Genomic DNA, 20,497 nt, shown 5'->3' with positions numbered 1-20,497 from the left:
TCGCTAGCAACTTTTGGGCGAGCGAAACTGTTTCTTTGATTCATAACGGGCGTGCGACGCCCGTAGGATGCTCTAAAGAGGACTAATGAGTTTAAAAATTTTTATTGTAATATCGTTTCCGGTTGGGTGGGAATGATAAATTCAAGGTCGCGCAATTCCACATTCCCCCACTCCCCATCATAAGGAGTGTAACCGGAATTGATATCAGTCCTCATAGCGAGGACTTTAGCTATTAGACAGGGGTTTCAACCCCTGGCGGACTGCCGGGTAGGCGGGAGGATTGATGGACTAAAAGCTTAAGTTGACACCAATGGGCACTCACGGTGTCTCTACGGTTAAATAATCAAGAACACTTAATGAGTGATGCAATTCTCACCCGATTAATTGTAGGCAAATGGCACTGCCGTGTCCTGATTGGGGGTAATATTAATTCCGATGCAAGCGGATTTGATATAATTACTCATCTTGTAAGTATTTTATTTTTGCTTGACCAGCCCTAGAAATTACCAATGAATAGTATAACCTAAATTGGGTTATCGCAAATAGTTTACAAACCGGATATCGGCACAAACTCGTAACCGTAACTCGTGCGATTTCCGGGTTTAACAGTTACTAACTGAACTGCTCGATTACGATCGCCCGAAGGTAAAAATCGAATCGGCCCCGATGCTCCAGTTGCCGAAAAATCTGACGCCGATAAAGCTTGTTGAATGCCTGTACGAGTCGGATTGCGCCCTAAACCGGCAATTAACGCGATCGTCGCATCGTAGGCTAAAGCTGTGCGCCAGCTTACTTCAGCATTCCAAAGTTGTTTGGATGTTTGGGGAAAGTTTGACTGCGGATCTGCCAGAATGTGCCAAGGAATAGCCAGCACCATATCTGTTGCTCCTGCGCCACCGATTTGCAGTGTTTTAGCAGTATAAGCACCGTCTCCCGCTAGTAATGGCAGCCGTTTGGCGTTTACTTGCACTACTTGCAAAGCTTGGTCGATCGTGGCTGAATTGGATGCTAACAGAATCACTTCTGCTCCTTGGGCGATCGCAATTTTAACGCTCTCGGCAGCATTAAAATTGCCCTTAGCAAAGTCAAATTCCGATACTATTTGTCCTCCATCTCCGTAAACCGCAGTAGTGAATTCATCTTTTAAAGATTTGCTGTAACTGCTGGTAGAATTAAAAAATACAGCAGCTTTTTGCTTTTGCAATTTTCCCACCATATAGCGGGAAAGAGCATTCGCAGCAAACCGATCGCTCGGCACTGTGCGAAATATATTGTTGGCAATTCCTGAGAGCTGCACCGACGTACTTGTCGGGGAAATTGCTACTAATTGTTTTTGCTGGTAAATCTTGCTGGCGGCTAGCGTTGTATCTGAACCAAAATGCCCGATGACTCCTAAAATTTCCGAGTTATTTGCCAAAGCACCGGCAATTTGTGCTGCCATTTCTGGCTTGTTATCATCGTTAGCAATTACAACTTTTAAGGGAGTACCGCTAATGCCGCCGCTTTGGTTGATTTCATTTTGAGCTTGAGCTACCCCCCGCAGAATTTCTAGAGCAGCATTGATATCGCCGCCAATGGGAACTGCTGCTGCAATTGTGTAGGATTTTTGAGATCCGATGCGGGCGTTGTTGAGGTAAATTAGTGCTTCGGGATCGTTGCGATTGGTTTTCAGCGAAGCTTGTAAGTCGGAAATAGCTGCGTTATAGTTGCCAGATGCGATCGCCTGTACTGCTGCTTGTTTGCTTGCTGTGGCTTGCTCTGGAAGTAACAGTTTTTCGCCACCACTCAGGCGCTGCCCAATTGCCTGCTCTGATTGCGGCGAATTCCCCGTCGCAGAGTTGGGAAAAGTCGGATTTTGAGGTGATAAACCCCCGACATTGATGCTGCCTCGGCTTGTCAGCCACCAAATACCTGCACCGGCTAGCCCGATCGTAATTAGGAGCGATAATACCAGAACAGCGGTTTCATTTTTTTGGGACATGGCTGCAGAATTTTAGATTTTAGGTTTTAGGTTCAACGACTTAGGAAGTTCGGCAACGAACAATGTATGGGATGTAAAGCATTTAATAACAAGTTCTCTTTCATTTAATAATTTATGTAGCAATTATGCTAATTCTCATACTTGAGATAGATGATTGTGGGCTGACATATACCTATATTTTAGCAGTTGTTAATTTATTTGATCTGGATATTATAGAATCTAGCTGTGTAGCAGCTTAGAGCCCGCTGAGGTTGACTGTGATACCTGCGGATTGTCCCGTCTCTGAGGGTTTGGCTCCTTGACCGTATTTGGCTGGCGCTGCTGGGGGTGGGAGCCATTTCTGGTGTGATTTCTGGTGCTGTTTCAGCCACCCCGTCTCCTAAGTCTGCGATCGGTGGAATGCGATCGCTATGCACCCAACTAGGGCCAACAGGGAAGCTGGCATTTCTCTTGTTTTTTTCCATCCTTGAACAGTTTGCTCGCGGCTAGGAAGCCTGGAGTAAAGAGTCGCTGGGTTATAACTTGCTTAACTTGTTGACTGCCGTTTTATCTGCAGTCATACTTCACTACTAGGGTAGAACAATCAGCTCAATATAGTTTGCTGCGAATCCTACTTTATAGGTTTTTTTATGTTGTTTAGCTTTTTGTAAACATTTTTGAGTCTCTCTTATCACAATCATCACCTAAATTCTTTTTCTTAATTATATCTTTATTTTCCCGGAGAGTCTCGACAGCGGGGGAGTTTTTAATTATCCAGGGGCGGGGAAAGATTAAAGTTTTTTTAAGTTTGACAAAATAAAGGACATCTTTTGTAATATAAAGAAGAAAGTTGAAAAAATTATAAAGACAAACTAATTGGATAAAAGTGTCGCTAAGGTAGTAAAAATGACGGTTGGTCAGAGAAAAAGAGTGTTAAGCTAGGCTAAGCTCAGTCAAAGCAAAACCTCGATATTAAATTAAGTTCGATCGATAACAAAGGCTAAGGTAAATTCCATGGCAAACTCAGTTTTAAATCAGCCAAACGCAGCAGCAGGAGTGCAGTGGCAGCCAAAAGATATTATCCGCGGCCTAGTGTGGAAAATTGCGATCGCAACCTGGCTGTTAATGGCTGTAGGCAGCGCCACGCGAGTCATGAATGCGGGGCTCGCTTGCCCCGACTGGCCACTGTGCTACGGTCAATTAATACCCGCAGCGCAAATGAATTTGCAAGTATTTCTGGAATGGTTTCACCGATTGGACGCTGCGGCAATTGGCTTAAGCGCGATCGCACTTTTAGGACTATCTTTGTTTTACCGCAGCCGCCTGCCAAAATGGCTGCCTTGGGCGAGCGCCGGAGCACTATTTTTAATCGTTTTTCAGGGCGTATTGGGCGGCTTGACAGTAACACAACTGCTGAGATTTGACATCGTTACTGCTCACTTGGGAACAGCTTTACTATTTTTTGGCGCCCTGCTAGTCATCGGTTTCCTGCTGACTCCCTACGAAGCTACAGGAAATGTCGGCAAATTAGCTTGGGTAAGTTCGATCGCAGCATTGTTAGTTTACCTGCAAAGTTTGCTAGGAGCATTAGTAGGCTCTAGATGGGCACTGCACCAATGTTTGGATTCCTCAGAATTGTGCTCGGTAATGAACAGCCACATCGCCGGTATCGTACCCGCTACCGCAGCGACTTTAGCCGTAGCAGTCATGGCTTGGCGGCAGCCTGCACTGAGTCCAAACTTGCGAAAACTGGCTAATTGGGCGAGTGTTTGCCTAATTGCTCAATTAGTTTTAGGATTAGCAACTTTCCGGCTGCACCTTCAGGTAGAACCGCTGACAGTCGCCCACCAAGCAGTCGGTGCTGCTTTGCTGGGAACCCTGATAGCTTTTAGTGTTTTAGCTTGGCGCGATCGAGTTTTATCAGCTTGAGAGATAAGACTAAAGTAAGAGGCGGCGGGTTTATTAATCCTTGTAGCTACACCAAATATTTCTCGTAAAACCCGCCCCTACAACCTAATGACTAATGACGAATTCACAAATAATTACTAACAGCTTACAACCGATGCAAGAAATCCTTACCAACGACCGGCCCCGCCTCCACGAAAACTTTTCGCAAGTTGTGAAAAGCTACTATCAACTAACAAAACCCAGAATTATTTTACTGCTACTAATCACTACCTCAGCAGGAATGTGGATGGCCGCCAAAGGAGAAGTAGATCCGCTATTACTGGTATCAACTATTACTGGAGGTGCTTTAGCTTCTGCGTCGGCGAATACGATTAATTGTGTCTACGACAGTGACATCGATTATATTATGGAGCGCACCCGCTGGCGGCCGATTCCTTCAGGGCGTGTCAAGAAACGGGATGCTTTGATATTTGCGATCGCCCTAGCTACAATATCTTTTACATTGCTGACAGTTGTTGCCAACTTATTAGCTGCATTGCTAGCAATGTCAGGCATCGTTTTCTACGTCTTAATTTACACCCATTGGCTGAAGCGTCACAGCGTGCAAAACATCGTCATCGGCGGTGCAGCAGGGGCAATTCCTCCGCTAGTTGGGTGGGCTGCCGTTACAGGAGATTTGAGTTGGGGTGCGTGGCTGCTGTTTGGGATTATCTTCCTATGGACACCGCCGCATTTTTGGGCATTAGCAATGATGATTCGCGATGAGTACAAGGAAGTAGGCGTTCCGATGTTACCTGTAATTGAGGGCGACGAAGAGACAGCCCGCCAAATTTGGATTTACACGCTATTGATGATTCCTGCAACTTTGCTGCTAGTTTATCCCCTGCATTTAGCGGGCGCGGTGTATGCGGGAACAGCTATTTTCCTCGGTGCTATTTTTGCCCAAAAAGCTTGGTTGCTGTTGCAGACTCCAGAGGATAAGATTGTTGCGCGATCGCTCTTCAAATACTCTATTCTGTACCTGATGCTCTTGTGCGCCGGAATAGTGGTTGACAGCTTGCCTGTGACTCATAACTTTACTACTGCTCTTGTACAAAATGTGCAAACTTTGATTAGTGCAGTTGTGATGTAGTTAAGACTTACCCATAAATACCAAAGAAACCGGGTTTTTCACCAGTATTAAAGTCTCAAATACACTATTGTGATAAAAAACCCGGTTTATGCCTAAGTCTTAGTAGTGAGTTAAATTGCAATTCTTAAAATGAAGCCCGCATCTAGCGGGTTTTGTTTGTTTACTTTAGGGAATGGGATACAACCATTTGCGAAATAATTGTGTTAAGCGCGGCATGACCAAATAGGTGAGCAATATAACAGTGAGACCTGTGATCGTCAGAGATGTGAGCAAGGCAGGAAGCCCAGATAGTAGCGGTACAAGCAAACGATTGAGAATAGAAATGGTACAAAACACTCCCAACCATGTAACTAACGCCATTTTGTAGCGAGGGGGTGGAGCCTTCATCGATTTATTAGGCAGCGTAAACCAGGTTTCCAATCCGGTCAGGGTTTGAATATCTTCTGGCCTTTCAATCAAGGGCTGCAATCGCTCAATCCACTCTCGCCGAACGTCTGATTCTAGCCAGGTCTTAAGATTGTCGTAGCAATCGAACTTGAGAATGACAACGTACTCAGGATGAGCGTGATGCTGGGGTCGAATAGTGCTGACACCCAGATGTCCCTTGAATTTTCGTGCATCTGCGGCGATGCCATGAAACCATGCTTCGTAACCTTCGTCGCGCCCCGGTTTCACTACATGAGAGATCACAGTGGTGACTAGATAGTTTTCTTCACTGGTATTGCTCGCCAACGGTTCTTCCAACATAGAATTTAGAGAATTAACTGATAGAAAAGTTTTATTCAGAACAACCACCCTAGAGACACCAAATTTCTGGGCAATTTTCGGCAGCACATCTTGAAACAGAAGGGAGATTAACGAATGCGATCGCGAAGGTTGGGAATGAGATGAAATGACTAGAAAAATACTTACAATTTTTGACGTAAGAGCTATTAAAAACACCCTCTACGTGACTTACAACGAAGTAGTTGTCACCGCTACGTTTCACGTAAAATTGATAACCTAGCTATCACAATATTAACTCAGTTACACACGAGCTAAATAAAGTAGGCGCTTTCTCGCTACTTACTGGGAGAGCCAGCATTTGCCGTTGCTGCATAGCTGGTCATCAGGTTTTTGTAGTCAGGAATAAACTCTGCTAAGAGACTACCCAGTCCTTCAATATCGTTGCGCCAGTCACGGTGCAATTCACACACAACGCTAAACCAATTGACCAACTGAACTCCAGCACGAGACATTCGATCCCAAGCTGCATAGCGACAGGCTTCATCGAAGGTTCCAGAGGCATCGGTGACAACAAAAACCTCATAACCTGCCTCTAATGCCGAAAGCGCACAAAAAGTAACACATACATCAGTGACAATTCCGGCAATAATCAATTGCTTTTTACCTGTTGCTTCTACTGCTTTAACAAAGTCCTCGTTGTCCCAAGCGTTAATTTGTCCGGGACGCGGAATAAAGGGAGCATCTGGAAACTTCTCCTTCAGTTCAGGGATGAGGACTCCATTGGGGCCTTGCTCAAAGCTAGTTGTCAAAATTGTAGGCAGGTTGAAAAATTTGGCTGCACTTGCTAGCGCCAGCACATTATTTTTGAAGTCGGCGGCACCAATATCACGCACAAGTGAGAACAGTCCAGTTTGATGATCGACCAGCAGAACCGCAGCATTATTCTTGTCTAAACGGTTGTATTTGAATGTAGACATCAGGTATTTCTCCTATGTGGGTTATGGGTGAATGAGGAATTGCCGAATGGAGTCAAGAATCAGAAAGCCTTGAGTTGTACCAATTAAATGTGCTTCCTTATTAAAAGCGAAACGTCTATTTCTTCTAAATGGCTTATTATGGCGTAAGCTCTTGTGGCATGAACTCAGTTTGCAAAATCTTACCAAATTTCACCGCTCAAGATCCGCAAGTTAAGCGCTGAGTTAACGCGATCGCCCTAATCTCGACACACGTTACACCAACGCCCCTAACGCTTTCAATGTCGTCGATTTTTGAGCGATCGTCAATCCCGTTGCCCTCGAATATTCATGCCTTCATACCGCCGATCGCCCATCAACGTCCTAATACAGCCACCAGTTGCGACATCCCACACTTTAATGGTGCGAATGATAAATTAGGTCTTTTGGGCAATGATATAAACATGATTTTCTGGATACTGGTCATATTCGAGATGGCGACAGGTGCAATGATGCTCAACCAGAATTTGCACAAAAGTATCTACACCCAAAGTGCTGTAATCAAAATCTTGACCTTGAAATGCTCCCGAAACCTCGCTGCTTGTATGTCCCCCGCCACAAGTGAACAGGATGACTCCATTGGGTTCAAGCGCATCGCATAGCTTTTGTATCACAGGCGCTTGCTGGTTGATTGGCAGATGAAACGTGCTATCCCAGGCTGCTATCAGGCTGTAGAGTTTCGGCGGCAGCCAATCACAAATGTCTTCCCGGTAAAACGTGATTTCTGGATGTAGCCGCTGGGCTAAATCGATCATTTCCCTAGAAATATCAAGTCCTTCAGGCTGAAATCCATGCTTGGATAAGCTGTTGATAAAACGTCCGCTGCTTCCACACCCGACATCAAGTGCTGCGTGCTGCTTAGAAGTAAATTTGATCGCCCTTTCTAATTGGGCAATCCCGTAGGTTGAATCTTGATGCTCGGTTTGCCACCATTGGGCAATTCGGTCGTAGCGTGCCGATGTATCATTTGGCTCCATAGAGTGACCTCATAAGTGTCGATCGAGATTTTCAGGACAATTAAAATCTTTCTCCATGCTACGCACAGACTACACCAAGGCCCCTAACGCTTTCGGTAGTGCTAAACAAATAATGATGCACTGTCATGATGGATGAAATACCACATAGCACCGATATGATGGTCTAACGACTTTGAAAATGACAAGGTGTTTCTCACCAAGCGAGAAACACGCTGCCGTAACGTGTTGTTAAATCGCTCAATGTAACTTTTCTTACCACTCTCTTTCCCCACCGCCTGATGTGAATTGCGGGCGTACCACTGCCCATATACTGCCTAGAAATCAGTCTAGCAACCGCACACTGGCGGTAAACCGGAGGCAATGAATGCCACAATTGCCCTTGCTGCCGCTTCATCCCGTGCGTCAATATAAACACCGACAATTTCACGGGTATCTGCATCACGAACTAACCAGACCCACTAATTGTTTCCTTTATTGTTCACACTCATACCACAATTTATCACACGCTGATCCTTAACCTCCATTTTTTTTGCTGTCGCTGGGACTTGGTGTGACACTAAGAGCATATTTTTCATTGACTTCGGGAAAGTAGCCATTGCTCAAACACCTGCACCGCACGGGCAATGCCCGCCAGGGAAATGCGTTCCCCCAACAAGTGGTCAATCAATTGCCGGATTGCTCGATCGATCACCTTTTTCTGAAGATGCAAGGGCAAATTGCCTCCCAAAATCATGACACTTAAATCGCTGTTTACCGTTGTGGATGCGGCCATTTTTGACACTTCGGGAAAAGGCACAGGTTAGACAGGCAGAGATGAGGAGACGACAAGGAAATAAACTTTACTCCTATATCATTACATCTTGAACACTACCAAATTTTTCAATCTTTCAATTTCTGGCTGCCAGTGGGAAATTGGGGATTTTGATTGCCTATTTTGGCAGAGGAAGGTGCACATGGTAACGCATTTTATTATGGAAGCCTGTTCACCATCGGTGAGTATTTTTTGGGATAAATTCACCATTGTTAGAAACTACAGACACTCTTGGTAAGGATGTTTTAGAGAAAAGGGTAACTTATTAATGGTGGTTGTTACTAGCTGCCTAGTTTTATATAATAAAAAGCTGACAACCAATGTTTAGAATTTGTATAGTAGTCAGCAACGAGTAGATTGTGAGAATTTAATTTGCTGAAGCAGCGAGAATATTAGTCAAATACTCATCATCCCATCCCGCTCTAAGTCGCTTATTTTTTTTGAGGTATTTTAGTGATTCAAAAGATTGAGCGAGATGTGTATAATCATAGTAGCAAAATTTTGCGAATTTTTATTGTTTAGTTTGGCAACAATATTCACAAAAACCACATTTAATACCCAAAATCCAGCCACGCCAAAATTTGCTATATGAGTTTTTGCCCAAATATTAGTAATCTGGAGTCATATCTGCGGAATGTGGGTTATATCATATTTTTGGACTCCAGGACATCTCCCTGGAAAAAATGTGGGAAATAGCATAAGTTTTGCATCTTCTCACCAAACTTTACATTATTGCCTATCTTCCTCGTCTATACCCTAATTTCATCCAGTAAAAATCAGCTTCTAGAAATCGAACTGTATACCTGTTTCTACATACCGACTTAAGCTTTAGTCAGAAGCAAAAATACTGAGTTAGAAACAGACCAGCCGCCGGATTTCGTTATAGAGTCTGACTACACAAATTATTCTATAAATAGGTTCACAATCTATTCTTACCTTGGCGTTGCCTAACTTTGAAGATAGCGGGGGCAAACCTTATAACTATATCAGCTTGTAGAGATAAAATACGATCGTGCTGCTCAAAGTTTAGCTTTTCTATTCTTGCCGATCGCAGAAGTACCTGGATTTATTGAACAAAGCAGGGCGATCGGACCAAGAGCAACCGTCAGTTGATTTCGGACAAGAATTAGAGAAACTTTGTCAAATAGTGAGGAATAGAAGATGCACAATAGATACCCATAAACTCTATATTGAGGGTGTATATGGCGCACACTTTTGCTAGAACTAGCGCGTCACACTCTAGAAAAAATATATCATCATTATTTCTTTCTCATCCTTCTCTGGGAACCTTTTTTAGACAATCGCTTAATTTCTGTTTCGCCTCCAGAAAATTCTACTTCTTCTCTAAATTCTAAAGATTCTAAATTGACACTTTTAACATCGCTTTCGGTCATTTTTTCCTTTTCATCAATATCAATTCCTTCAGAATCCGGTAAATTTTTTATTAACTGCACGTCCAAACCCAAAGTTTGAATCGGGAATTGTGCAATTTCTTGACTAATTTCTGTTTCTCCCATCCCCTGCTCAATTTGCGCCGCCCGTAAATCTTCCTCGATAGCAGGAAAGTTATCAATTTCTTGACTAATTTCAGTTTCTCTGGTTTCCTTTTCTATTAACTGCATGGATAACTGCTGCTTTTCCCTTGACAATTCCTCAACCTTAGTTCCAAGCATTCTAATCTGTTCGTTGAGAACGCGAATTTCTCGGTTTTGCTGCTGAATCATTTCTTCTGCATCAGCAATAGTTCGATTTCTCTCTAATATCACCTCATTTTTAGTTTCTAATTCCAAAGCGCTCATAGCCGCTTTAATTACATTATAAAAATGCGGCTTAGATACATCAACTTGTTTAGCATTATGGCGGCTTTTTCCCAAAAGCCCAATCTTTTCTCCTTGCTTAACAGCCAAAACAAAACCTTGATGATTTTTTATTTTTAATTCTTTGACAAAATCTACTTGAACTAAACTGCAAATATATTTGTGACAGTCAAAATAAAATTCTGCTTTCATCAAAAAGCACCCCTTTCTGCTACAGTCCCGCAGAATTATAGCACGAACAACGTTAAAAATCTAAGAAAATTTATAAAAATAGGGTGGGCGCGGAGGGCTGTACCCTAGTTTATAAATGTATGCGATGTCAAGAGTTGTTCAGGACTTATGCAAAAAATCGTTTGACGCGTTACTTCTAGCAGTAAGTGGCGTATTCCGCCCATACAAAATTAGGTTTTGCGGTGAGGTATTTAAATATTTGGGGTGAGCAAAATCCGCCAACTGGAACATATTTGATAAATTAATTAATTGCTTTATTTGCTGACATAAGCGATTTCCCATCCGTGAAGATAATAAGCTGTTTCTAAATCAACCCTTTCAGTTTTAATATCAAGCTCTAATTCAAACAAGCTTAGCTGAATTGGCTCATTATTTTTTTTGCCTTTGTTAAACTTGCTCAAAAGTCTTTCTTCTAAATGCTGCTGTGATTCTAAATTGCCATCTGATAGAATATGATTAATCTGCAAGTTAAAATCTTTCAACTTGTGGCAAACTAAAATAGTGCGGTGACAAGTAATCGGGTCTTTTTCCGCACACATTAAACTGATTTTATAATTGGCTGCACCTTTGAGCAAGCGCTGAAGTCCTGCAGAAAATAAAGGAGTTGCTGCTATGCGATCGTATAACGCTTTACCGCTAGAATCGTAACAGCTTAAATCCTCCGGTCTCGCGCCTAACTCTTTGCCTAAAAAAACATATTGAATGCCGACACTTGACAGTGAAGAATTAATTTCGGATTTATTAAAATGAGGTAAATACCGGCTAAACGGATGCGATCGCACGTCCGCAACCGCCGTAATTCCGTGTTGTTGCAGTAGCAAAACAAACGCTTCAATACTCAGATTGGAGTGTCCGATCGTAAATAATTCCATTGCTTCGATCTTAGTATGCAGTCTTTGTTTTGCAGATGAAAGTTTGTGCAGCCCAATTTTTGTAATTGGTAGACTTCAAGCTGTAGGTTTCTTTAGCAACTTTTGAATTACAAGTTGCACAGCCAGCAGCATCAAACCCAAAGATGCAAAAGCAAAAACACCCGCACCCAAAGCGACAATTCCCATTACTAAAGTTCGCACAGCCGCGCCAATATTAATCGCAGTCACATTGTCAGAATGAATGGGCGAATTTGCAAAAGTTTGGACGATCGACAAAGTTAGCGCGTACAAAGCCGCCGCAAACCCGCCCGCTATCAGCGAACCCATCACGCACCGCAAAATCGTCGGCGGCGTGGAAGATGCAGAGGTTGCATCTCCAGCCGAACTCAGAGGTTTAGAAGTAGAATTTGGATTAGTTAAATCAGTCATGGCGATTTTAGATTTTAGATTTTAGATTTTAGATTTCTGGTTAATTTACCAAAACTAAAATCGGTGTTGCATGACATATTATCAGTTCTTCGATCGCAATAGACTCTGCGAAAAGTTAGATTCATCTTGACCCTCGGCTGTTAGACAGGTTTAACGGCCGATCGCGATCGCACCCTCTTCGAGTTACACCCTCGAAATCGGCTGTTTCGTCTCGTTTCCCTCCGAAAAAATCCGAATCCCAGTATTGCTAAACTGTGCTACCCAAAAATCCAAATCTGGAGAAGCGATCGCACTTTTAACCCGTTCCAAAACCTGCTGAGCCTGCTCTGAAGACTCCGCCAGCGCAAACACGCTCGGCCCGGAACCGGACATCATCGTTCCCAAAGCCCCCGCCGACTCAAAAGCCTGCCGCAACTGCAACACCTGCGGGTACACAGGTAAAGCAACTTTTTCTAAATCGTTGTGCAGCAATTGACCAATTTTCGATCGATCTTTTTGGGCGATCGCCCCCACCATCGGCCCCGAATGCAGCCGTTGCCGGCGGCACTCCAAATCTTCCGCTGCACAATAGGAACTACTGAACTGCTGGCGATAAGTTTGATACGCCCATGCCGTAGAAATGCTGAGATTGCGGTACTTCGCCAACACCACAGAAAAGCCAGCCAAATCAGGCAATGGCGACAGTTTATCCCCACGACCAGTTGCCAAAGCCGTACCTCCAGTAATGCAAAAAGGCACATCCGAACCCAAAGTTCCCCCCAACTCTTGCAACTCCGACTGAGTAAGTCCCAATTGCCACAGCAAATCCATCCCGACTAAAACCGCAGCCGCATTTGCCGAACCGCCGGCAAGCCCCGCCGCCACTGGAATCTGCTTGTGAATGGCAATCTCGACACCGCCGTATTTCGCCAAAGCATCGGGGAATTGCTTCGCCAACAAATCCGCCGCCCGGTAGGCCAGGTTATTCTTATCAGGAGGGACTTGCGGGTGATCGCAGCGCACGCGAATCGTATCCGTACCAATCGCACGCAAGTCAATTCGATCGGCTAAATCTATGCTTTGAAGTACCATCGCCAGTTCGTGGAATCCGTCGGGGCGATCGCCTATGATTTCCAAATACAGATTGATTTTTGCTGAAGCTAACAGAGAATATGAACGCATAGGTGATTAAGCCGCAGGTGAAAGAAACCCCTGGTTGAAATTAATTGACACCAGTCCGAGTCCATTTTCTCACAACTCAAAGGAAATATTATGCAGGAAATGTGGAAAACTTTTTTTACTTCCGGGCCATTTATTCCTCACGGCCACTGCTATCTCTGGCATACCCCGTTAGTCTGGCTTCACCTTGCCTCAGATTCTATCATTGCACTCGCGTATTTTTCCATCCCGATTACATTGGTTTATTTTATTTCCAAACGGGAAGATTTGCCCTTTGACTGGATCTTTGCCCTGTTTGGAGCCTTTATCGTCGCCTGTGGCATGACTCACATATTTGAACTCTGGACGCTTTGGCATCCTACCTATTGGCTTTCAGGAACAATGAAAGCAATTACTGCCGTTATTTCATTTGCTACAGCCATACTTTTGGTAGACTTAATGCCTCAAGCCCTAGCACTTCCCAGCCCCGCACAGTTAGAATCCGCCAACCGACTCCTAGAAGCTGAAATTGTCGAGCGCCAATTAGCCGAAGCTGCACTAAAAAAAGCCAAAGAAGAATTAGAAATTCGAGTTGAGGAACGCACCGCAGCATTAAAGTCTCAAACTCAACATTTAGAATTGGCAAACCGACTCCTAGCATCGGAAATTGTCGAGCGCCAATTAGCCGAAGCTGCACTAAAAAAAGCTAAAGAAGAATTAGAAATCAGAGTTGAAGAACGCACCGCAGAGTTAAAGTCTCAAACTCAACAGCTCGAACAAGCATTGTCTGAATTGAAGCAGGCTCAATCCAACCTAATTCACAGCGAAAAAATGTCATCTTTAGGACAATTAGTCGCTGGGGTTGCTCATGAAATCAACAATCCGATTAACTTTATTTACGGGAATATTACTCACACCCGCCAGTATGCCAATAGTTTGCTAGAACTGGTGAATCTCTATCAAGAGCAGTATCCGAATTCCCTACCCATAGTTCAAGAAAAAATCGAGTCTATAGATTTAGACTTTATCATCTCTGACCTGCCAAAAATATTAATTTCTATGAAAAACGGCGCCGAGCGAATTTTTGGTATTGTCAAGTCGCTGCGAATTTTTTCTCGCCATGACGAAGCAGAAATGAAATTAGCCGACATTCATGAAGGAATTGACAGCACACTGATGATTTTGCAAAGCAGATTGAATGCTAAGCCAGGTTGGGCGAATATTCAAGTTATCAAAAAATATGGCAATTTACCCCGAATAGAGTGCTACCCGGGACAGCTAAATCAAGTGTTTATGAATATCCTGGCTAATGCTATTGATGCTTTAGAAGATGGCATCCACAGCGAGTCGATTGCAGCCAATGAAGCTCATCCCTACCTCATCCAAATCTCTACCAAACTTTTAGACACTGAAGTGGTAGAAATAAGAATTAGCAACAACGGGCCCGAAATAACAGAATCGGTGAGAAACCAGTTATTTAATCCATTTTTTACTACTAAACCAGTAGGTAAAGGCACGGGATTAGGTTTATCGATTAGCTATCAAATTATCACAGCAAGACATAAAGGCGAATTGCACTGTATTTCTGCACCGGGTAAAGGTGCAGAATTTATTATAAAAATTCCGATTTGCCTGCAATAAACCTTTGATAATGCCATTGAATCTAACTTCAACTGTTGTTAGTATTTACACCTAAAAATCGCTTTTTTAAAAAACCGATATCCGAATTATTTAAAAATTCTGGTATCTAACACAATCCTGAACTTCAAACATCACAAATAATATTATTGCTCAGCTTTACCCATTGCTCCACGCTTAAATCTTCAGCGCGAGATTGAGGATTTATCTGTAACTCTTCTAGCACTTGAACAAGTTTATCTAAGTCCACAGTCCCTTTTAAATTATTTCGCAGCATTTTGCGCTTGCTACCAAAACCCAACTTCACTAAATTTTCCAAATAGCGCGGATTAACCGCCGCAGTTTCTATCTGTCTGGGAAGCAGCCGCACCACGGCGGAATCGACTTTTGGCGGCGGAAAAAAGTCTTTAGAGGGCACATCGCAAATTAACTCGCATTCTGCTAAATACTGCACCCGCACTGACAAAGCGCCAAAAGCTGTCGAACCCGGTTTAGCGTAAAGCCTTTGGGCCACTTCTTTCTGCACTAAGAGCACGATCGCATCGAAGGGTTTAGCAGCAGGAACAGATATCGTTCCCAGCAGTTTTTGCAGAATCGGGCCGGTGATATTATAAGGAATATTGGCAACAACTTTATTCGGATTTTGGAATTTGGGAAAAGCCGTTAATTCAGCCTCTAAGTCCATTTCCAAAAAGTCGCCTTGCAGCAGTAAAAAATTGTCGGTTTTGCCGAGTTGTTTGGCTAGTTTGAGACACAAATCTCGATCGATCTCCACAGCAACAACAGACTCAGCCGCAGGCAGCAAGCGTCGAGTCAAAATCCCCGTACCAGGCCCAATTTCCAGGACACGATCGCGATCCAAAGAAGCCGCTTTCACAATCTTATCTAAGGCTTTCTCGCTTTTGAGCCAATGTTGAGCAAACTGTTTTCGGGGTCTGGTCGATCGCATTTTTTGAATTTTTGGAGAAATCTTAGCCTGTCATTCTATCACAGCTCAATATCTTTTCCCAACCTACGGTGATGTTTATTTTTGTTAACAGGGGTTGAATTAACGAAAAAACTTGGGCACTATAATAAGGACAAACGATAAAAAATAAATTTATTTCTTCCCAATTACCAACAGCACAACACGTAAGTCACGGAGACACGGATAGCTGTTTTTCCAAATAACCAATAACAAATAACCAATAACAAATAACCAACAACCAATTACCACTTCCCCAACAATGAAATTCCAACGAGTATTTGGTACATTACCCAAAACCACAGCCAGCGCCCCCGGCCGAGTAAACCTGCTTGGCGAACACACAGACTACAACGATGGATTTGTACTTCCAACTGCGATTCCCCAGCGCACCACAGTACAAATCGGCTTCAGCAGTGACGATCGACACCATTTTTATTCAGCAGAATATGACGAACTCATAAATTATTCAGACGAAGATACCATACCGCAAAAATTTGTCACTTATATCTGTGGCTGCCTGAGACTGTTAGAAAAAGAAGGATACAAAATACCTCCAATAAATCTCTACATTACCTCGACTGTGCCGATCGGAGCCGGTTTGTCCAGCAGCGCCGCTTTAGAAATAGCAACCCTCAGAGGACTGCGCGCGCTGCTGAACCTCCCCATAGACGACGTGCGCCTAGCTCAAATCGGACAGCAAGTCGAAATCCGATATGCCGGCTTGAACTGTGGCATCATGGATCAAATGGCGTCGAGTTTAGCAGACACCAACACCATGCTATTAATCGACACCCGCAGCCTCGAATGCCACCCGATACCTTTTCCCACAAACACAGAAATTTTAATAATTGACAGTGGCGAAAGCCACGAACTGGCAGCAGGAAGCGGCTACAACCAGCGGCGCGCCGAGTGCGAGGAATCCGCGCGGATATTGGGAGTTAAAGCTCTTAGGGATATCGCCGACCCCCAAGCTGTCGAAGTATTGCCGGAACCCCTCAGAAGACGAGCGCGGCACGTGGTTACTGAAAACAACCGCGTACTCGAAGCGGTAAAATCTTTGCCAGCAAAACGTTTTGGCGAATTAATGAATGCTTCCCATGCCAGCCAGCGCGACGACTACGAAGTTTCGGTGCCGGCAGTAGACACGCTGGCAGCAATCTTGCAGTCAATTCCGGGAGTCTTCGGCGCAAGGCTGACGGGCGGAGGTTTTGGCGGTGCTTGCGTAGCGCTGGTGGAGAATGGGAAAGCGGGTGCGATCGCATCCGAGGCGATCGATCGCTACCAGCGCGCGGGTTATAGCGGCCGCGTTTTGGTTCCCGAAATTACAGTTACTTCTTAACTCCAGAACTATCTCCCGACAGGGAAGGCCACCGCACAGTCACGATCACCGAATCCTCCTCAGCAGACCAATAATGAGGCACTCCCGGCAGCCAGAGAGCATAATCTCCTTCGCGAGACAGCAAGATTTCTTGCTCTGGAAATTGCAGGCGAAACCGCCCTTTTACCAGGATAGAAAGCGTCGTGGCTGCCGCATTTACCGCCCACTGAGTCCTGCAATCTCCGGCGGGGTGAGTGCCCCATTTTACTTCTAAAACAGAAGTCGATCGCGGGTCATCGCCCGGCGTCATAAAGTGACCCGCAAACCAACCGCCCCGACTTGCACCTTCAGCGCCCGCATTTCCGAAAACCACTTGAGATGACATCAGCTAATCAGGTAAACAACAAAGATGCTTAAATCGGGGGACACCATCTAACTTATTACTTGCGGCCCGAAGATTGACCTTCCGTAGTCGCTATTTCCCCCGCTTCCATCAACTGCTTAAAGCGACGTAAATCATTGGCAATTTGCTGTTCGGGAGCTTCGCCAAATAGTTTAGCAGCACCAGCACCAATTGCACCGCCCGGAGGGTTGTATTCGATGACAACTTTTACCTCAGTACCGCGTCCCGCAGGTGCCGGTTGAAAGCGCACAAAGCCAGAATTGTCAACATCAGCTCCTTCCACAGACGCCCAAGCAATTAAGCGATTTTCTTCTTCGCGGACAATCTCTGCATCCCATTCCACACTATTGCCGATCGGCGCGCTGGCAATCCAGTGAGAACGTTTTTCATCTATTACCGTAACGTGTTTGAGATGCTTCATAAACCGAGGCAAATTTTCAAAATTGCGCCACAAACGGTACAATTCATCAGCCGGTTTGTCGATCGTCACCGTCTTTTCAACTTTAATGCTTTGATTCGGATCGGCAGCAGACTGCAAACCCTCCACAACCCCCAGCCCGCGGGCTGCTAAACTGCCGCCCGCAACTGCCAGCAAAGCACCTCGCAAAGAACGCTGCGACAAACCAAAAAGCACCAGCGCGCCGCCGCCAATTAAAGATGCCCAGCGTTCGGTATCGCCGCTGCTACTTTGGTTTTGTTTGTCGGAATTTGTCATTGAAGTAGATTCCATTGGTTTAAACCTGGTAAATTAATAGCGAAAAATAGCAGCTACAGGTGCCTCCTCCGGCACTTTTTCTGGTGGCACGGCGTAAACAGTTCCGCCGTTGAGAATAGTTTGAATTGCTGCGGCATTCAACAAATCTTCGTCGCCCAATTCTGCCTCGGGGTGGATTTGCACCGAGTTCGTCTCGGCATTAAAACTACCCCACTGCTGGACGCCAAGAGCAACAAACAGTCGATCGACCCGTCCAAAATAAGCAGCCGAAACAGCTTCTTTCAAATCAGCAGAAATTTTATCGCTTCCTGTGAGATCGCGGTATTGTGCGATCGCCTCCGACTGAGCCTGCAAAAACAAAGGTTCCACCAGCGGCAAAGCTTCGGCCCGCAACTCTTCCGGCTTGACAAGTTTCTGATTGCCTGTAATTCCTTCTTCAACTAAATGCGGGTAGGTATTGGCTTCTCGGTAAAGCGGGAGCAAATACTCAACTCCAGCTAACACTAAAGGAGCTTTTTTATTCCGCAAATATTCGTGCAGCGCCGCATCGATTATGTGGAAATACTGCAATATTTCCTGCTGGGGTTCATCTCGATCCGGACTTCCTTGGCCGTGAAAACTTCCCGGTTGCTGAAAAGAATTATTAGTGCCTCCTTTTGAAGTAGCAATCCGAAACTGACCCTCTTTAGCAGTCGGGTCATATTGCAGAGCGTCATCAAGGCTTCTCGGCAAGTTTTCAACTTCAACTTCCCGAGCACTGTAAGCCGTACACTCAATCAGCCTCACTTCCTTCTGACTGAGAGCTAAAACATAAAATAAATTATTTCCTGTCAGCAGAGGCATCAGCGGTTTGACGTGAAAATTGTCGCTCACAACAACTAATTCCTCAAAATTAACCGGACAGGTATAGTAGCGGAAAAATCCCGAACCGACAAAAATCGCCAGCAGGTTGCTTTGATTTTCCCAAAAGTTTTCTCGGTCAATTTCTGCTCGGACTGGCTCTAGCAATTCCGCTGCTTCTTTTTTGTCAAATCCGTACTCTACTATTTTGTCTTCAGCCTCTCTGATTAAATTTTTGAACCGAATCGGATTTTGTTGAATTTCTGTTCCTTGAGCTACTGGCATATAAATAGAGACGCACAATCCAGGAGATTGTTGTACCAGCGCTTTGAGTTCCTCTACAGATATTAAGTTCACCGCTGAAACTCCTTTTCTAATAAAGGGTGGTGTAATGAAAACAACCGATTTTTTAAAATGTATCTCCCCTGGCGCGGCTCCTGCGTCTGCCTAAAGTAATGATCGCCTGCTGTAGAGCCTTTCATCCCCGAACTAAAACAGGGTTTGCAGCCGCTGTTCCAATCGAACTGCTTATCACCTAAGATAGACGGCGCTAACTCATCTGCTACTTTACGATAATTTAGTTGAGTCTGGTTTAACTAATCGTTATATATAATAATGAAAACACAACTGTTTCTGAGGTTGATCTGGGCAACATTTATTGGCTATACCTTACTGCTAGCTCCTCTCGATCGGCCCCGGGCGAACGCATCTAAATTTTATGTTAACAGGATACGGTATATTAGCAAATAATTATTTAGTACGTACAAAAGATTTAATTAGAGTTCGTTTTTCTGAAGCTTAAGCCTAAAATTACCATGACAGACCATTTTTTTAACTGAGAAGATCCAAAACTTGAACGAACGATATGCTATGAATTAATTGATATTATCACCATCTAAATTTGTGTCGTGATTTGCGCTGCTGATACATGGATGGATATCGAAAGTTACGGTCGCTATAAATACGAATGGTTAAATAAATTTTTAGAAGTACCGAATGGCATACCTTGACATGATGACACAAGTGTGCGAGTGTTTGATCGTCTTAAACCCGAGTAATTTCAGAAATGTTTTTTGAGTTGGATTCAATCTATTAGTTACTTCAATCCAGGAGAGGTAATCGCCATTGATGGCAAAACTCTTCGCCATCATTACTATGGGAAAAGATAAAAAAGCAATTCATCTGATCGGTGCTGGGGCGGTCAGTCAAAGATTAGTTTTAGGCAAATTTAAATTTTATAAAAAGTCTACATTGAATCACAGCAATTTATGTTTTAATAAAAGTTTTGTAATTAAAGGGAAGCATTGTCCCGATTGATGGTATCGGCTGCCAGAGGTCAATTGTGAAGTCAATTGTCAAAAAAAAGAGATTATGTAATCACCTTAAAAAAGAACCAGCAATCCCTGTATAGCAGAGTACAAGAGTTCTTTAAAAAAGCAATTACCCAAGGATTTTAGGATTTACTTTACATATAGAACCCATTTGACATTTTTTATGGTCTTGTTGTAAGGTGAGTAAAAGCATTATGGGTGCATCTCACTTTGGCAAATGTGTCAAAAAAGAGATAAAATGAAAAAGCTAGTAAAATCGTTAAATAAAGATG

18 protein-coding genes and 1 pseudogene are annotated in these 20,497 nt (G+C 44.0%); 5 read left to right on the top strand and 14 right to left on the bottom strand.

Features of this window, described 5'->3' with window-relative positions:
* Positions 1-547: 547 nt before the first annotated feature.
* Entirely contained in the window at positions 548-1,981 is a 1,434-nt protein-coding gene (locus QUA33_RS24900; protein WP_333152054.1) for an ABC transporter substrate-binding protein, read from the bottom strand.
* Between the two features lie 194 nt (positions 1,982-2,175).
* On the bottom strand, positions 2,176-2,445 hold the full coding sequence (locus QUA33_RS24895; protein ID WP_333152052.1) for a hypothetical protein: 270 nt from the start codon (positions 2,443-2,445) through the stop codon (positions 2,176-2,178).
* Positions 2,446-2,974: 529 nt separating this feature from the next.
* Here QUA33_RS24895 and QUA33_RS24890 point away from each other — a divergent pair.
* Together QUA33_RS24890 and QUA33_RS24885 are read left to right on the top strand one after the other, a co-directional pair.
* Entirely contained in the window at positions 2,975-3,889 is a 915-nt protein-coding gene (locus tag QUA33_RS24890; protein WP_333152050.1) for a heme A synthase, read from the top strand.
* A gap of 133 nt (positions 3,890-4,022) precedes the next feature.
* A complete protein-coding gene (locus tag QUA33_RS24885; protein ID WP_333152056.1) occupies positions 4,023-5,000 on the top strand; it encodes a heme o synthase in 978 nt (325 codons plus the stop codon).
* Positions 5,001-5,165: 165 nt separating this feature from the next.
* On the opposite strand, the gene QUA33_RS24880 is transcribed toward QUA33_RS24885, so the two are convergent.
* The 8 genes and pseudogenes from QUA33_RS24880 to ispE all read right to left on the bottom strand — a co-directional run bounded on the left by QUA33_RS24880 (position 5,166) and on the right by ispE (position 13,037).
* On the bottom strand, positions 5,166-5,942 hold the full coding sequence (locus QUA33_RS24880) for an antibiotic biosynthesis monooxygenase (protein ID WP_333152048.1): 777 nt from the start codon (positions 5,940-5,942) through the stop codon (positions 5,166-5,168).
* Between the two features lie 119 nt (positions 5,943-6,061).
* Positions 6,062-6,703: an isochorismate family cysteine hydrolase YcaC gene (gene ycaC, locus QUA33_RS24875; RefSeq protein WP_333152046.1), complete on the bottom strand. Its 642-nt coding sequence runs from the start codon at positions 6,701-6,703 to the stop codon at positions 6,062-6,064.
* Between the two features lie 413 nt (positions 6,704-7,116).
* The gene (locus tag QUA33_RS24870) at positions 7,117-7,716 is read right to left on the bottom strand and encodes a class I SAM-dependent methyltransferase (RefSeq protein WP_333095786.1); all 600 of its coding nucleotides are present in this window, start codon (positions 7,714-7,716) and stop codon (positions 7,117-7,119) included.
* A 101-nt stretch (positions 7,717-7,817) separates the two neighbouring features.
* Positions 7,818-8,531, bottom strand: a pseudogene (locus QUA33_RS24865) (IS1 family transposase).
* A 1,255-nt stretch (positions 8,532-9,786) separates the two neighbouring features.
* A complete protein-coding gene (locus QUA33_RS24860; RefSeq protein WP_333152044.1) occupies positions 9,787-10,536 on the bottom strand; it encodes a hypothetical protein in 750 nt (249 codons plus the stop codon).
* 293 nt (positions 10,537-10,829) lie between these two features.
* Positions 10,830-11,447, bottom strand: a complete 618-nt coding sequence (locus QUA33_RS24855) for a DUF488 domain-containing protein (RefSeq protein ID WP_333152042.1) — start codon at positions 11,445-11,447, stop codon at positions 10,830-10,832.
* Positions 11,448-11,522: 75 nt separating this feature from the next.
* Positions 11,523-11,876, bottom strand: a complete 354-nt coding sequence (locus tag QUA33_RS24850; RefSeq protein ID WP_333039267.1) for a DUF3082 domain-containing protein — start codon at positions 11,874-11,876, stop codon at positions 11,523-11,525.
* 183 nt (positions 11,877-12,059) lie between these two features.
* A complete protein-coding gene (ispE, locus tag QUA33_RS24845; RefSeq protein WP_333152040.1) occupies positions 12,060-13,037 on the bottom strand; it encodes a 4-(cytidine 5'-diphospho)-2-C-methyl-D-erythritol kinase in 978 nt (325 codons plus the stop codon).
* A 90-nt stretch (positions 13,038-13,127) separates the two neighbouring features.
* Between ispE and QUA33_RS24840 the strand changes: the two genes are divergently transcribed.
* Positions 13,128-14,654: an ATP-binding protein gene (locus QUA33_RS24840; RefSeq protein ID WP_333152038.1), complete on the top strand. Its 1,527-nt coding sequence runs from the start codon at positions 13,128-13,130 to the stop codon at positions 14,652-14,654.
* A gap of 124 nt (positions 14,655-14,778) precedes the next feature.
* On the opposite strand, the gene rsmA is transcribed toward QUA33_RS24840, so the two are convergent.
* Entirely contained in the window at positions 14,779-15,600 is an 822-nt protein-coding gene (gene rsmA, locus QUA33_RS24835; protein WP_333152036.1) for a 16S rRNA (adenine(1518)-N(6)/adenine(1519)-N(6))-dimethyltransferase RsmA, read from the bottom strand.
* A 277-nt stretch (positions 15,601-15,877) separates the two neighbouring features.
* Between rsmA and galK the strand changes: the two genes are divergently transcribed.
* Entirely contained in the window at positions 15,878-16,957 is a 1,080-nt protein-coding gene (galK, locus tag QUA33_RS24830; protein ID WP_333152034.1) for a galactokinase, read from the top strand.
* On the opposite strand, the gene QUA33_RS24825 is transcribed toward galK, so the two are convergent.
* Genes QUA33_RS24825 through QUA33_RS24815 form a run of 3 tightly spaced genes read right to left on the bottom strand, consistent with a single transcriptional unit; the run spans position 16,947 to position 19,251 of the window.
* Complete coding sequence (locus QUA33_RS24825; RefSeq protein WP_333152032.1) at positions 16,947-17,321, bottom strand: signal peptidase I; 375 nt, start codon at positions 17,319-17,321, stop codon at positions 16,947-16,949. The genes galK and QUA33_RS24825 overlap by 11 nt on opposite strands.
* A gap of 55 nt (positions 17,322-17,376) precedes the next feature.
* Positions 17,377-18,069: an SRPBCC family protein gene (locus tag QUA33_RS24820; RefSeq protein WP_333152030.1), complete on the bottom strand. Its 693-nt coding sequence runs from the start codon at positions 18,067-18,069 to the stop codon at positions 17,377-17,379.
* 18 nt (positions 18,070-18,087) lie between these two features.
* Complete coding sequence (locus tag QUA33_RS24815; RefSeq protein ID WP_333152028.1) at positions 18,088-19,251, bottom strand: baeRF3 domain-containing protein; 1,164 nt, start codon at positions 19,249-19,251, stop codon at positions 18,088-18,090.
* A gap of 551 nt (positions 19,252-19,802) precedes the next feature.
* Between QUA33_RS24815 and QUA33_RS28345 the strand changes: the two genes are divergently transcribed.
* Entirely contained in the window at positions 19,803-19,904 is a 102-nt protein-coding gene (locus QUA33_RS28345; protein ID WP_445243282.1) for a hypothetical protein, read from the top strand.
* The last annotated feature ends 593 nt before the right edge of the window (positions 19,905-20,497 follow it).

The sequence above is a fragment of the Microcoleus sp. Pol14D4 genome, from assembly GCF_036701245.1.
Lineage (GTDB): Bacteria > Cyanobacteriota > Cyanobacteriia > Cyanobacteriales > Microcoleaceae > Microcoleus.
The sequence above is the reverse complement of the archived record's forward strand: the minus strand, read 5'-3'. Positions and strand labels throughout refer to the sequence as shown.